Origin of the sequence: Streptomyces sp. NPDC003077 (assembly GCF_040611095.1) — a bacterium.
GTDB lineage: Bacteria > Actinomycetota > Actinomycetes > Streptomycetales > Streptomycetaceae > Streptomyces.
In genome coordinates this window covers 1-12,259 of record NZ_JBEXNM010000007.1, presented here as the reverse complement: position 1 = coordinate 12,259, position 12,259 = coordinate 1, and the positions used below count along the sequence as shown (strand labels likewise).

The following is a 12,259-nucleotide window of genomic DNA, read 5'->3' as shown; positions in this document are numbered from 1 at the left end:
GTTGCCCATAAATTCTCCCCCATGCCTCAGATCATGATCGACCTCACCGACGACGAGTTGGCTTTCCTGCGCGCCGAGGCGGCGGAACGCGGAACGACAGCCGAGCGATGGGCCCATGACGTACTGGTCGCGAGCCTGGCGCGGCGGCGGCAGATCCGGCGCTCCCTCGAAGGAGCCGTGCAGGCGGCACTCGTGTACAAGGCGACACGCATGCACAAGGCCGCGCTGACGCGGGGCTTCCCGGCGTTGACGAGCTGACCCCTGAGGGGGCGAGGTCCCCGGCTCGGGCGTGGTCACCGGCGATGCCGGACGGGTCGGCGGAGAAGGCCGGTCGAGGCGGCTTTGCCGTCGCCGACCGGGCATCCCGCTTGTCACACGCGCTCGTTCGGCGGGCTTTCTGCCACCAGTGCCGAAGAGCGAGCCGGAGTTCCCGGTCACCCCAGCGGGTGCCGTGCTCGGGGCTGAGCCCTTCCACGGCGAGGCGGAAGAGGCGGCCGGTCTGGGTGCGGGGCCCTCGTGCCGCTCGGTGGCCAGGGCGCGTTGGCCGGTCATGCCTCCCCATTGCCCGGCGGCGGACCCCGCCATATCGTCGCGGCAGGCAAAGCGGCGGGCCCCGCCGTTTTCGTTCCCCGGTGCGGGAGGAGCAGCGGCCGTGCCCGTCGACAGCGATACCGTCCTGGTCACCGGAGCCACCGGCCGGCAAGGCGGGGCCACGGCCCGCGCCCTCCTGGCGGCCGGGGTGCCCGTACGCGCGCTCGTACGCGATCCGTGGTCGAAGCCCGCCCGGGCGATCGAGGCGCTGGGCGCCGAGCTGGTGCGGGCGGACCTTTCCGACCGGGACAGCCTCGGCCCGGCGGTGGAGGGGGTCCGCGCCGTGTTCTCCGTGCAGATGCCGCCGATGTCCGAGACCGGTGTGGACTTCGCGGGCGAGCTCGCCCAGGCCGGCAACCTGGTGGATGCGGCGAAGGCCGGGGGAGTGCGGCAGTTCGTGCAGTCCTCGACCAGTGGGGTCGGCGAGCACACCCAGGCGCCCGGTTGGGCCGAAGGCCGCTGGGCGGCGATGGCCGACTACTTCCACACCAAGCAGACGATCATGGACGCGGTACGCGACGCGGGCTTTGCCCGCTGGACGGTGATCAAGCCCGCCTTCTTCATGGAGAACCTGCCCCTGCTGGCGCCCCGGGGGCCCCGCGGCGGCCTGCTGACGGTACTGAAACCGGACACCGAACTGGCCCTGGTGGCCGTGCGGGACATCGGCACGGCCGCGGCGCACGCCCTCCTGGACCCCGACCGGTTCCACCGGGTGGAACTGGAACTGGCCGGTGACCTGCGCACGATGGAACAGATCGCGCAGACCCTGTCCGCCGCCTGGGGCGTGCCGGTGACCGCGCCTTCCATGAGCCTGGAAGAGGCCCTCGACGCGGGCATGCCGCAGTGGGGAGCCGGACACGAGTGGAACAACGTGGTCCTCCAGCCCGCCCGGCCCGCATTCGCGCAGGAGTTGGGCATCCCGCTCACCACCTTCGCCGAGTGGGCGGAGGAGCAGCCGGCACCCGTGTCCGGCCATGGGCATCCGGCGCTGTGACCTTCGGCGGCGCCCGCCGGGGCGGACCGGAACGAGCAGGGGGAACGGCCTGCCCCGGCACCCCCACCGCGGTGGATGCCGGATGCGCCGGGCGCCCATCGGCCGGCCTGCCGTTCTTCGGCACGGAGACGGTGACGACCGACCGCGGGCCCGAGGAGAATCGCTGTCGCCCACCGCGACCGCTACCTGGTCGAAGCCCGCGGTGACGGCAAGCCCGCCCAGGTGACAACCCACGCGTTTCGGCTCACGAGCCCCGCTTTCTCATCCCTTCCGCACCGCCCGCACGAACTCCCGGTTCATCCGGGCGATGCCGAACAGCGGGATGCCCTTCGGGCAGGCGACGGCGCATTCGCCGGTGTTGGTGCAGCCGCCGAAGCCCTCGGCGTCCATCTGGGTGACCATGTCCAGGACGCGGGTCTCGCGTTCGGGGGCGCCCTGGGGGAGGGAGTTCAGGTGGACGACCTTCGCGGCGGTGAAGAGCATCGCGGAGCCGTTGGGGCAGGCGGCGACGCAGGCGCCGCAGCCGATGCACTCGGCGTGTTCGAAGGCGGTGTCGGCGGCGGCCTTGGGGACCGGTGTGGCGTGGGCTTCCGGAGCGCTGCCGGTGGGGGCCGTGATGTAGCCGCCGGCGCCGATGATGCGGTCGAAGGCCGAGCGGTCCACCACCAGGTCCTTCACGACCGGGAAGGCGCCCGCGCGCCACGGCTCGACGTCGATCGTGTCGCCGTCGTTGAAGTGCCGCATATGGAGCTGGCAGGTGGTGGTGCGCTCCGGGCCGTGCGCCTGGCCGTTGATCACCACGCCGCAGGCGCCGCAGATGCCCTCCCGGCAGTCGTGGTCGAAGGCGACCGGCTCCTCGTCCGCGAGGATCAGTTCCTCGTTGAGGGTGTCGAGCATTTCGAGGAAGGACATCTCCGGGGCGATGTCCCGCACCTCGTAGGTGGTCAGGGCCCCGGCGTCCTCGGGGCCGCTCTGGCGCCAGATGCGCAGGGTGAGGTTCACGTGTAGCTCCGCTGGGTGGGGTGGACGTACTCGAAGGTCAACGGCTCGCGGTGGAGCACGGGCGGGCGGCCGGTACCGGTGAACTCCCAGGCGGCGACGTACGAGAACGCGGCGTCGTCGCGGCGCGCCTCGCCGTCCTCGGTCTGGCTCTCCTCGCGGAAGTGGCCGCCGCAGGACTCGGTGCGCTGCAGCGCGTCCAGGCACATCAACTCGGCCAGTTCCAGGTAGTCGGCGACCCGGTTGGCCTTCTCCAGGGACTGGTTCAACTGCTCTCCGGTGCCGGGCACGGTGACGCGGCGCCAGAACTCCTCGCGCAGCGCCGGGATGCGGTCCAGCGCCTTGCGCAGCCCCGCGTCCGTCCGGGCCATGCCGCACTCGTCCCACAGCAGCTCGCCGAGCTCGCGGTGGAAGGACTCCGGCGTGCGGTCGCCCTGGTTGGCCAGCAGCCGGCCGAGGCGTGCGTCCACCGCGTCGAGCGCCTCGGTCACCGCGGGGTGGTCCGGCTCGGGCTCGGCGTGCGGGTGGCGGGCCAGGTAGTCGCCGATGGTGGCGGGGAGGACGAAGTAGCCGTCGGCCAGCCCCTGCATCAGGGCGGATGCGCCGAGCCGGTTGGCGCCGTGGTCGGAGAAGTTGGCCTCCCCGATGGCGAAGAGGCCAGGGATCGTGGTCTGGAGGTCGTAGTCGACCCACAGGCCGCCCATCGTGTAGTGGATGGCGGGATAGATGCGCATCGGGACCTCGTACGGGTTCTCCGCCGTGATCCGCTCGTACATCTCGAAGAGGTTGCCGTACTTCTCCGCGACCTTCTCCCGGCCCATCCGGGCCAGCGCGTCGGCGAAGTCCAGGTAGACGCCCTGCCCGCCGGGGCCCACGCCGCGTCCCTGGTCGCAGACGTTCTTGGCGGCGCGGGAGGCGATGTCGCGCGGGACGAGGTTCCCGAAGGAGGGGTAGGCGCGCTCCAGGTAGTAGTCGCGCTCGTCCTCGGGGATCTCGTGCGGCGGGCGGGTGTCGCCGGCGGCCTTCGGCACCCAGATGCGGCCGTCGTTGCGCAGCGACTCGCTCATCAGCGTCAGCTTGGACTGGTGGTCGCCCGAGCGCGGCACGCAGGTGGGGTGGATCTGGGTGAAGCAGGGGTTGGCGAAGTACGCGCCGCGCCGGTGCGCCCGCCAGATGGCGGTGGCGTTGGAGTTCTTGGCGTTGGTCGAGAGGTGGAAGACGTTGCCGTAGCCGCCGCTGGCCAGCACCACCGCGTCCGCGAAGTACGCCTGGACGCGGCCGGTGAGCAGGTCGCGGGCCACGATGCCGCGCGCCCGGCCGTCGATGACGATCAGGTCCAGCATCTCCGTGCGGGCGTGCATCTCGACGTTCCCGGCGGCGATCTGCCGGGACAGCGCCTGGTAGGCGCCGAGCAGGAGCTGCTGCCCGGTCTGCCCGCGTGCGTAGAACGTGCGGGAGACCTGGACGCCGCCGAAGGAACGGGTGTCCAGCAGGCCGCCGTACTCGCGGGCGAACGGCACGCCCTGGGCCACGCACTGATCGATGATCTCCACCGAGATCTGCGCGAGCCGGTGGACGTTGGACTCCCGGGCGCGGAAGTCGCCGCCCTTCACGGTGTCGTGGAAGAGGCGGTACACCGAGTCGCCGTCGTTGCGGTAGTTCTTGGCGGCGTTGATGCCGCCCTGCGCGGCGATCGAGTGGGCGCGGCGCGGCGAGTCCTGGTAGCAGAACTGCACCACGCGGTACCCCTGCTCGGCGAGCGTGGCGCCCGCCGCGCCACCCGCCAGGCCGGTGCCGACGACGATGACGGTGTACCGGCGGCGGTTGGCCGGGTTGACGAGCTTCGCGGTGAAGCGGCGGTGGTCCCAGCGCTCGTGGACGGGGCCGGCGGGGGCCTTGGTGTCGGCGATCGGGTCGCCGGTGGCGTAGTCGGTGTACGGGGCGTGGTGTGGGGTCTCTGGGGCCTTGGTGGCGTGGGTGGTCATGTCCTCGTTCCTTCGGTCGGCTCGCTCAGCGCACCGCGCCGGTCATCACGGCGACGGGGACGGCGATGAACCCGGCGGTCAGCGCCAGCGCCAGCACGTTCGCCAGCGCCTTGAGCGCCCGGTCGCGGCCGGGCCGGTTGGCGCCCAGCGTCTGCGCGGCGCTCCAGAAGCCGTGGCGCACGTGCAGCCCGACCGCGAGCATTGCCACGATGTAGATCACGTCGCTGTACCAGGTGGAGAAGGACGCCACGAGGTTCTCGTACGGGTGACCCGCCTCGGCGCGCGGGTTGACGGTCAGCGTCGTCAGGTCCAGGACGTGCCAGACGATGAACAGGCCGAGGATGACCCCGCCCCACCGCATGGTGCGGGTCGCGTAGCTGGTCCGCCGGGGGCGGTGCGCGTAGCGCCGGGGGCGGGCGGCCAGGTCGCGGCGGCTGAGCTGGTACGCGGCCACGGCGTGCAGGACCACGGCGGTGACGAGGGCCAGCCGGGCCAGCCACAGGAACCACTCGTGCCCCAGGAACGGTTCCCCGATGGTGCGCAACCAGTGGGCGTAGCCGTTGAGTTCGTCCGGGCCGAAGAAGACCTTCAGGTTGGCCAGCATGTGGACGACCAGGTACAGCAGCATCACCACGCCGCTGACGGCCATCACGGTCTTCTTGCCGATGGTCGAGTGCCAGAAGAGGCGGAGGAAGGACGGCCGCCGGGCGGGACGCGGGCCGCGGCTCCCCGCCGCGCGGGAACCCGTCCCGGCCGCTCCGGTCCCTCCGGCGCGGCGGCCGGTCCCGGGTGGCGCGCCCTTCCGCCCGTGGCGGTCCGTGCGTGTGTCCAGTGCCATAGGTCCTGACGCTAAGGACCGCAGGGCCCATCGGTCCAAGACATGGTGCGGCTGAAGTCCATAGGCGATGCCTATCACTGCCTATGATCGGTCGCATGCAGCTCCAGCAGCTCCGGTATTTCGCCGCCGTCGCCGACACCCGCCACTTCACCCGGGCCGCCGAACGCGTCCACGTCGCGCAGCCCTCGCTCTCCCAGCAGATCCGGTCCCTGGAACGGGAGCTGGGCGCCGAGCTCTTCCACCGGGCCCGCGGCCACATCACCCTCACCGACGCCGGCGAGACCCTGCTGCCGCTGGCCCGCCGCATCCTCGCGGACGCCGACACCGCCCGCCGCGAGGTGCAGGAGGTCGCCCAGCTCCGGCGCGGCCGGTTGCGCCTGGGCGCGCCGCCCAGCCTGTGCGCGAGCCTGGTCCCCGACGTGCTGAGCGCGTTCCACGCCGCCTACCCGGGCGTGGAGCTGGTGGTCCGCGAGGACGGCTCGCAGGACCTCGTACGCGTCCTCGCGGACGGCGAGCTGGACCTCGCGCTGATCATCACCCCGCTGCCGGTGCAGGCCCCGGCCCTGGCCACCGGCGAACTCCTGCGCGAGGAACTGGTCGTGGTCTCCGCTCCCGGCCGCCCCGCCCCGGTGGGGCGCGGCCGGCGGTTCCAGGTCGGGGACCTGCGCAACCAGCCGCTCGTGATGTTCCGGCGCGGCTACGACCTGCGGGAGTTCACCATCGCGGCGTGCCGCGCGGCGGGGTTCGACCCGGTGTTCACGGTGGAGGGCGGCGAGATGGACGCGGTGCTCGGCTTCGTCCGCGCCGGGCTCGGCGTCGCCGTCGTCCCCGCCATGGTCGCCGAACGCTCCGGCCTGCACGTCACCCGCTTCAGCACCGCCGGCATGCACCGGGTGATCTCGGTGGCGCACCGGTCGGACGTCTCCCCGCCCCGGGCCGCCCGCGAACTGGAGCGCATCCTGCGGGAGCAGGTGGGGTGAGCGACGGGCGGGGCGAGGAGGGAAAAGGGGCGGCCCGCGCCGTGGCCGCCCCGGTCGTTCACAGGCCGAGCTTGGCGTCCAGCAGCTTGGCGACGGCTTCCTTGTCGCCGTCCAGCTCCACGTCCGCCGCGGACTGGCGGCCGAAGGTGAACAGCAGCAGCTCGCCCGGCTCCCCGACGACCGTGACGACGGGCGTACCGCGGTGCGCGACCGCCGTCTGACCGTCCGGGCGGCGCAGCACCAGGCCCACCGGGGACTTGCGGCCCAGCATCCGGGCCATCCGCTCCGTCCGCGCCCACAGGGCGTTGGCGAACACCGGGTCCAGCGTCCGGGGCGTCCACTCCGGCTGGGCGCGGCGCACGTCCTCGGCGTGGACGTAGAACTCGACGGTGTTGGACGCCTCGTCGATCTGCTTGAGGGTGAAGGGGGACATCCGGGGCGGGCCGCTCCGGAACAGCTGGACCAGTTCCTCGTACGGCTTGGCGGCGTACTCCGCCTGCACCCGCTCCAGACGGGAGGCCAGCGCCTTGATCAGGAGGCCGCCCGCCGCGTCCGAGCGCCGCTCGCGCACCACCAGGTGCGCGGTCAGGTCGCGCGTGGTCCAGCCCTCGCACAGGGTCGGCGCGTCCGGACCGGAGCTCTCCAACAGGTCGGCGAGCAGAAGGCGTTCACGCTTGGCATGGGTCGACATGCGGCCAGCCTACGACCGGGGCGCGGAGGGTGCCACGGCGGCGCGCGGCGCGGCGTCCGCGACGGGTGCGGGGCGGGGCGCGCCGTCCGCCTTGTACGGGGCGGGGTGGGTGCCGGTCGTTCTTACGGAGAGCGGGGCCTGTGGCCGGGGTGCGTCGGCGCCGCCCCGCTGCCCGTATGCCGCTCGGTGCCCGCGGACGTCAGTGCCGCAGCAGCAGGAAGACGCCTACCAGCAGCGCCGCCGCGAACACCGACAGCAGGACGGTCGTGGCGACCTTCGCGGTGCGGTCCGGGTCCGGGGGCCGGGGCGGGGGGAACGGCGGGAGCGGCTGGTGGTTCATGGGGGAAGGATGCCGCACGGCACAATGGTGCGTATGAGCACCCGTGACCCCCGGCCGAATCTGGATCCCGCCATCGCCGCCCGTCTCAAGCGCGGCGACGACGGACTGGTCCCCGCCATCGCGCAGCAGTACGACACCGGCGAGGTCCTGATGCTCGGGTGGATGGACGACGAGGCGCTGCACCGGACGCTCACCACCGGGCGCTGCACCTACTGGAGCCGCAGCCGCCAGGAGTACTGGGTCAAGGGCGACACCTCCGGCCACGTCCAGCACGTCAAGTCCATCGCCCTGGACTGCGACGCGGACACCCTGCTCGTCAAGGTCGACCAGGTGGGCGCGGCCTGCCACACCGGCGACCGCACCTGCTTCGACGCGGACGTGCTGCCGGCCGTCACGAGCTGAGGCCCGGCCCCTGGGATGCGTCGCCCGGGCACCGGCCCCGGCCGCGTTCGGCTTCCTCGCGAGCCCGGCATGTCCGGCATCCGGCGCACCCGTCCCTCAGGCACCGGAGCGCCGCTAGGATCCGCTGCCATGAACTCGGGAACCGCCGGCACGGCCACGCCTGACCTGGAGAACTTCCGTACGCTCGCGAAGGGCCGCCGGGTCATTCCCGTCACCCGGCGCCTTCTCGCCGACGGGGACACCCCGGTGGGCCTGTACCGCAAACTCGCCGCCGAACGCCCCGGCACCTTCCTCCTGGAGTCGGCCGAGAACGGCCGCACCTGGTCGCGGTACTCCTTCATCGGCGTCCGCAGCGCCGCCACCCTGACCGCCAGGGACGGGCAGACGCACTGGCTGGGCACCCCGCCCGTAGGCGTCCCCACCGACGGCGACCCCCTCAAGGCGCTGCGCGCCACCATCGAGATGCTGCACACGCCGCGCGACCTGATAGAGGGTCAGGGGCTGCCGCCCTTCACCGGCGGCATGGTCGGCTACCTCGGGTACGACATCGTGCGCAGGCTGGAGAAGATCGGCGACGGCGGCACCGACGAACTCGGGCTGCCCGAGCTGACCATGCTGCTCACCTCGGACCTCGCCGTCCTGGACCACCGCGACGGCACGGTCCTGCTGATCGCCAACGCGATCAACCACAACGACCTGGACAGCGGCGTGGACGAGGCGTACGCGGACGCCGTCGCCCGGCTGGACGCCATGGCCGAGGACCTGGCCCGCCCGGCGTCCCTCAGCGCCGCCGCGCTGCCGCCCTCGGAGCTGCCCGAGTACACCGCCAAGTGGGGCGGCGCCTCGTACCAAGAGGCCGTCGAGGACATCAAGGAGCGCATCCGGGCGGGCGAGGCGTTCCAGGTGGTGCCCTCGCAGCGGTTCGAAACCCGGTGCACCGCCTCCGCGCTGGACGTCTACCGGGTGCTGCGGGCCACCAACCCGAGCCCGTACATGTACCTCTTCCGCTTCGAGGGCGGCATCGACGTGGTCGGCTCCAGCCCGGAGGCGCTGGTCAAGGTCGAGGACGGGCACGCGCTGCTGCACCCGATCGCGGGCACCCGGCCGCGCGGCGCCACCCCGCAGGAGGACCAGGCGCTCGCGGACGAGCTGATGGCCGACCCCAAGGAGCGCGCCGAGCACCTGATGCTCGTCGACCTCGGGCGCAACGACCTCGGGCGGGTCTGCGAACCGGGCAGCGTGGAGGTCGTCGACTTCATGTCCATCGAGCGCTACAGCCACGTCATGCACATCGTCTCGACGGTGACCGGGCGCCTCGCCCCCGGCCGCACCGCCTTCGACGTGCTGACCGCCTGCTTCCCGGCGGGCACGCTCTCCGGCGCCCCCAAGCCGCGCGCCATGCAGATCATCGACGAGCTGGAGCCCTCCCGGCGCGGCCTGTACGGCGGCTGCGTCGGCTACCTGGACTTCGCCGGGGACTCCGACACCGCCATCGCGATCCGCACCGCGCTGCTGCGCGACGGGACCGCGTACGTGCAGGCGGGCGCGGGCGTCGTGGCGGACTCCGACCCGGTGGCCGAGGACACGGAGTGCCGCAACAAGGCGGCGGCGGTGCTGCGGGCCGTGCACACGGCGAACCGGATGGGGCGGTGAGGGCGGCCGGGTAGGCGTCCTCACGGGGGGGCGGCAGGGGCCACACGGGGGTCGGCAGGGGCCTCGCGGGGGCAGGCAGGGGCCTCGCGGGGGTGAGGCGGCAGGCCGCTGATGCCCTCCGCTGATGCCCCCGTTCGGCGCCTGCCCGTCTCCGTCCGGCTGTCGGCCACCTTCGTCGGGGGCCCGTCCGTTCTCGTTCGGTCCTTCGTCCGTTTTCGTTCGGCCTTCGTCGGCCCTCGTCCGTCGTCCGCCCCGTTCGTCCGGCGTCCGCCGTCGTTCGGTTTCGGTCGTCAGCCGTTCCCGTTCGTCCGTCGTCCGCCGTCGTTCGGTTTCGGTCGTCAGCCGTCCCCGTTCGTCCGGCGCCCGCCCCGTTCGGTCGTGGCCGTCGCCCGTGGCCCGTCGGCTCGGACGGCCACGGGGCCCTCCTCACCCGTCCGGCCGTACGCCGCGCGGGCGCGTGACGGGAGCCGGTGCCGGACCCCGCGCGGGGGGTTCGTCCGGTCCGTGCGCCATAGTGGGGGTTGTGAGTGCCGTACCCCAGCCCCGTACCGACCGCCGGACCGCGGTCCGGACCACCTCGGCCGCGCCCGCGCGCGGTGCCCGGCGCAGCCTCGCGTGCGCGCTGCTGGCGGGCGCGGCGGGCGCCGCGCTGACCCTGCTCGCCTCCGGGCGGACGTGGGCCACCGCCACCGCCGCGCTGGCCCAGGGCGACCTGCCGCAGACCGCGACGGGCCAGGACGTCACGGGCGTGCCCGGCGCGCTCGCCGTCGTGGGGCTCGCCGCGCTGGTCGCCGTCTTCGCGGTGCGCAAGGCGGGCCGGGTGGTGGTCGCGGCGCTGCTGGCGCTCAGCGGCGCGGGGACCGTCGTCGCGGCCGTCATGGGCGCCTCGGACACCGCCGCGCTGCGCGAGAAGGCCGCCACCGCCATCGGCCTGAGCAACGCGGAGGTCCACGGCGTCAGCCACACCGTCTGGCCGTGGGCCGCGGCGGTCGGCGGCCTCCTGCTGCTGGTCGCCGGCGTGCTGGCCCTGGTGCGCGGGCGGCACTGGCCCGCGATGTCCGGGCGGTACGAGCGCGCCCGGGGCACCGCCCGCGCCCCGCGCCGGGCCGCCGCGTCCGACCCGGACCGCCCCGAGGAGCTGTGGAAGTCGCTGGACCGGGGCGAGGACCCGACGGACTAGCGCCGCGACCGGCGACGCCTCCTCCCCGGAGGAGCGTCGTTCTCGGCGTCTCTTAGGCCGGAAGGCGCGCCGCCCGCACGGCAGCCGGGCCGGAGCCCCATCCGTACGGCGGTCGGGCCGGAGCCCCGTCCGTACGGCGGTCGGGCCGGAGCCCCATCCGTACGGCGGTCGGGCCGGAGTCTCGTCCGCACGGCAGCCGGGCCGATGCCCCCACCCGTACGGCGGTGTCGGGGGCCCGGTGGCGTCCGTGCCGGGGTGCCGCCCGACGGCCGGGGTGCGCGGGGCGATCCGGCGGACCCGGTAGTGGCCGGTCCGGGGCCATCGGGAACAATGGACCTTGAGGTATCGGCGCGTCCCCGACCGGACGCGACAAGTTACGAGGAGCACTCATGTCGAGCAGTGGCCACGGGCACACCCCCGCCGCCTGGACCGGCGTCATCATCGCGTTCATCGGCTTCTGTGTCGGCGGCGCCTTCATCGTGCTGGCGAACGTGCCCGGTTTCTGGGTCGGCATGGGCCTGATCGCCCTCGGCGCCGTCGTGGGCGGCATCATGCGGATGGCCGGCCTGGGCCAGACCCCCAAGCCGCACAAGCGCGCCGAGGCGCAGCCGCAGCACGGCTGACCCCGCGCCGTCCGCCCGCGGACCCTTCCGGCCGGTCGCCGATCGACGGTCGCCGGCCGCGTGGTCCGCGCGGCTTCGGGCCGCCCTTGAGGCGGCCCGGTTCCCGGGCGCGGCTTCCCGACTGCCGTACGGCGTCCCCGTACGGCGGCCGAGGGGCCGCGCCTTCGTGCGTACCGGAGCAGAATCGGTTCCGTGACCGATCCCGCGCCCGCCGAAGGGGCGTCCCGCCCCGCCGTCGGAGGGCCGGGCCCAGCCGTCGGGGGGCCGGGCCCCGACGTGGAGGCCCGGCGCGCGGCCACCCGGTCCGTCGTGCGTGAGTCGGTTGCCGCTCCGGCACGCGCCCGCCACCTCGGGCCCGGTGCGCGTCCCCCGGCGCGGGCACGCGGCTGCACGTCGCCCTGCCCGACCGGCCCCGGCCCGTCCGGCTCGCGCGCGTCGTCCCGCCCGACCGGCCCCTCAGCAGCCTCCTCCCGCCCGACCGGCCCCGACCCGCGGACCCACACCGCCCCCCGCGCCCTGCCGCGCCGCCTGGCCGCCCCTCTGGGAGTCCTGACGGCCGCCGTCCTGGCCTTCGTCTGCGTGGGCGCGGCCGACCCGCACCGCCCCGGCCGCTACCCGGTCTGCCCGCTGCTCCATCTCACCGGCCTGTACTGCCCCGCCTGCGGCGGCCTGCGCGGCGCCTATGACCTCGCGCACGGTGACCTCGCCGCCGCGCTGCACGCCAACGCGGTGGCGGTGCTCGGTTACGCGGCGTTCGCCGTCTTCCTGGCCCGGTGGCTGCTGCGGGCCGCGCGGGGCCGCCGGACGGTGGGGCCCCGGCCGCGCCCGTTCCACTGGTGGGCCCTGGCCGGGCTGCTGTTCGCCTTCACCGTCGTCCGGAATCTGCCATTCGGCGGGGCGGGGGGGGGGCGGGGGCCGCGGGGGGGGCGGCGGGGCCCCGGCCCCCCCGCCGGGGGCGCCCCCCCCCCCGGCCCCCCGCCGCC

12 protein-coding genes and 1 pseudogene are annotated in these 12,259 nt (G+C 74.2%); 8 read left to right on the top strand and 5 right to left on the bottom strand.

Annotated features, from left to right (window positions below):
• Positions 1 to 21 precede the first annotated feature (21 nt).
• Positions 22 to 258, top strand: coding sequence for a hypothetical protein (locus tag ABZX96_RS07090; protein ID WP_355539178.1), 237 nt, complete (start codon positions 22 to 24; stop codon positions 256 to 258).
• Positions 259 to 652: 394 nt separating this feature from the next.
• Positions 653 to 1,585, top strand: coding sequence for an NmrA/HSCARG family protein (locus tag ABZX96_RS07085; RefSeq protein ID WP_355539175.1), 933 nt, complete (start codon positions 653 to 655; stop codon positions 1,583 to 1,585).
• Between the two features lie 261 nt (positions 1,586 to 1,846).
• Here the strand turns inward: ABZX96_RS07085 and ABZX96_RS07080 are convergent, their stop codons facing one another.
• The 3 genes from ABZX96_RS07080 to ABZX96_RS07070 are packed head-to-tail and all read right to left on the bottom strand — an operon-like array spanning position 1,847 to position 5,407.
• Complete coding sequence (locus ABZX96_RS07080) at positions 1,847 to 2,587, bottom strand: succinate dehydrogenase/fumarate reductase iron-sulfur subunit (protein WP_355539172.1); 741 nt, start codon at positions 2,585 to 2,587, stop codon at positions 1,847 to 1,849.
• The gene (locus tag ABZX96_RS07075) at positions 2,584 to 4,569 is read right to left on the bottom strand and encodes a fumarate reductase/succinate dehydrogenase flavoprotein subunit (RefSeq protein ID WP_355539169.1); all 1,986 of its coding nucleotides are present in this window, start codon (positions 4,567 to 4,569) and stop codon (positions 2,584 to 2,586) included. The genes ABZX96_RS07080 and ABZX96_RS07075 overlap by 4 nt, the downstream gene beginning before the upstream one ends.
• A 25-nt stretch (positions 4,570 to 4,594) precedes the next feature.
• On the bottom strand, positions 4,595 to 5,407 hold the full coding sequence (locus tag ABZX96_RS07070) for a succinate dehydrogenase (RefSeq protein WP_355539166.1): 813 nt from the start codon (positions 5,405 to 5,407) through the stop codon (positions 4,595 to 4,597).
• 95 nt (positions 5,408 to 5,502) lie between these two features.
• On the opposite strand from ABZX96_RS07070, the gene ABZX96_RS07065 reads away from it, so the two are divergent.
• Positions 5,503 to 6,387, top strand: coding sequence for a LysR substrate-binding domain-containing protein (locus ABZX96_RS07065; protein ID WP_355539163.1), 885 nt, complete (start codon positions 5,503 to 5,505; stop codon positions 6,385 to 6,387).
• A 58-nt stretch (positions 6,388 to 6,445) separates the two neighbouring features.
• Here ABZX96_RS07065 and ABZX96_RS07060 read toward each other — a convergent pair whose 3' ends face one another.
• Complete coding sequence (locus ABZX96_RS07060; protein ID WP_355539160.1) at positions 6,446 to 7,078, bottom strand: TIGR03085 family metal-binding protein; 633 nt, start codon at positions 7,076 to 7,078, stop codon at positions 6,446 to 6,448.
• 199 nt (positions 7,079 to 7,277) lie between these two features.
• Positions 7,278 to 7,418: a hypothetical protein gene (locus tag ABZX96_RS07055; protein ID WP_355539157.1), complete on the bottom strand. Its 141-nt coding sequence runs from the start codon at positions 7,416 to 7,418 to the stop codon at positions 7,278 to 7,280.
• A gap of 24 nt (positions 7,419 to 7,442) precedes the next feature.
• Here ABZX96_RS07055 and hisI point away from each other — a divergent pair, with 24 nt between their 5' ends.
• From hisI to ABZX96_RS07030, 5 genes and pseudogenes are all read left to right on the top strand, one after another.
• Positions 7,443 to 7,820 carry a phosphoribosyl-AMP cyclohydrolase gene (hisI, locus tag ABZX96_RS07050; RefSeq protein ID WP_355539556.1) on the top strand — a complete coding sequence of 126 codons (378 nt, stop codon included), beginning with the start codon at positions 7,443 to 7,445 and terminating at the stop codon, positions 7,818 to 7,820.
• A gap of 129 nt (positions 7,821 to 7,949) precedes the next feature.
• Positions 7,950 to 9,473, top strand: coding sequence for an anthranilate synthase component I (locus ABZX96_RS07045; protein ID WP_355539154.1), 1,524 nt, complete (start codon positions 7,950 to 7,952; stop codon positions 9,471 to 9,473).
• Between the two features lie 523 nt (positions 9,474 to 9,996).
• Positions 9,997 to 10,653 (top strand): TIGR02234 family membrane protein, encoded by a 657-nt coding sequence (locus ABZX96_RS07040; protein ID WP_355539151.1) that lies wholly within the window; start codon positions 9,997 to 9,999, stop codon positions 10,651 to 10,653.
• A 389-nt stretch (positions 10,654 to 11,042) separates the two neighbouring features.
• Positions 11,043 to 11,276, top strand: coding sequence for an HGxxPAAW family protein (locus ABZX96_RS07035; RefSeq protein ID WP_355539148.1), 234 nt, complete (start codon positions 11,043 to 11,045; stop codon positions 11,274 to 11,276).
• Between the two features lie 516 nt (positions 11,277 to 11,792).
• Positions 11,793 to 12,170: pseudogene (locus ABZX96_RS07030) on the top strand (DUF2752 domain-containing protein); the annotation flags it as partial.
• Between the last annotated feature and the right edge of the window lie 89 nt (positions 12,171 to 12,259).

Coding starts and splice junctions, on each gene's coding strand:
- ABZX96_RS07090 (WP_355539178.1), top strand. CDS start 22: ATGCCTCAGATCATGATCGACCTCACCGACGACGAGTTGGCTTTCCTG.
- ABZX96_RS07075 (WP_355539169.1), bottom strand. CDS start 4,569: ATGACCACCCACGCCACCAAGGCCCCAGAGACCCCACACCACGCCCCG.
- ABZX96_RS07070 (WP_355539166.1), bottom strand. CDS start 5,407: ATGGCACTGGACACACGCACGGACCGCCACGGGCGGAAGGGCGCGCCA.
- ABZX96_RS07065 (WP_355539163.1), top strand. CDS start 5,503: ATGCAGCTCCAGCAGCTCCGGTATTTCGCCGCCGTCGCCGACACCCGC.
- ABZX96_RS07060 (WP_355539160.1), bottom strand. CDS start 7,078: ATGTCGACCCATGCCAAGCGTGAACGCCTTCTGCTCGCCGACCTGTTG.
- ABZX96_RS07055 (WP_355539157.1), bottom strand. CDS start 7,418: ATGAACCACCAGCCGCTCCCGCCGTTCCCCCCGCCCCGGCCCCCGGAC.
- hisI (WP_355539556.1), top strand. CDS start 7,443: ATGGTGCGTATGAGCACCCGTGACCCCCGGCCGAATCTGGATCCCGCC.
- ABZX96_RS07045 (WP_355539154.1), top strand. CDS start 7,950: ATGAACTCGGGAACCGCCGGCACGGCCACGCCTGACCTGGAGAACTTC.
- ABZX96_RS07035 (WP_355539148.1), top strand. CDS start 11,043: ATGTCGAGCAGTGGCCACGGGCACACCCCCGCCGCCTGGACCGGCGTC.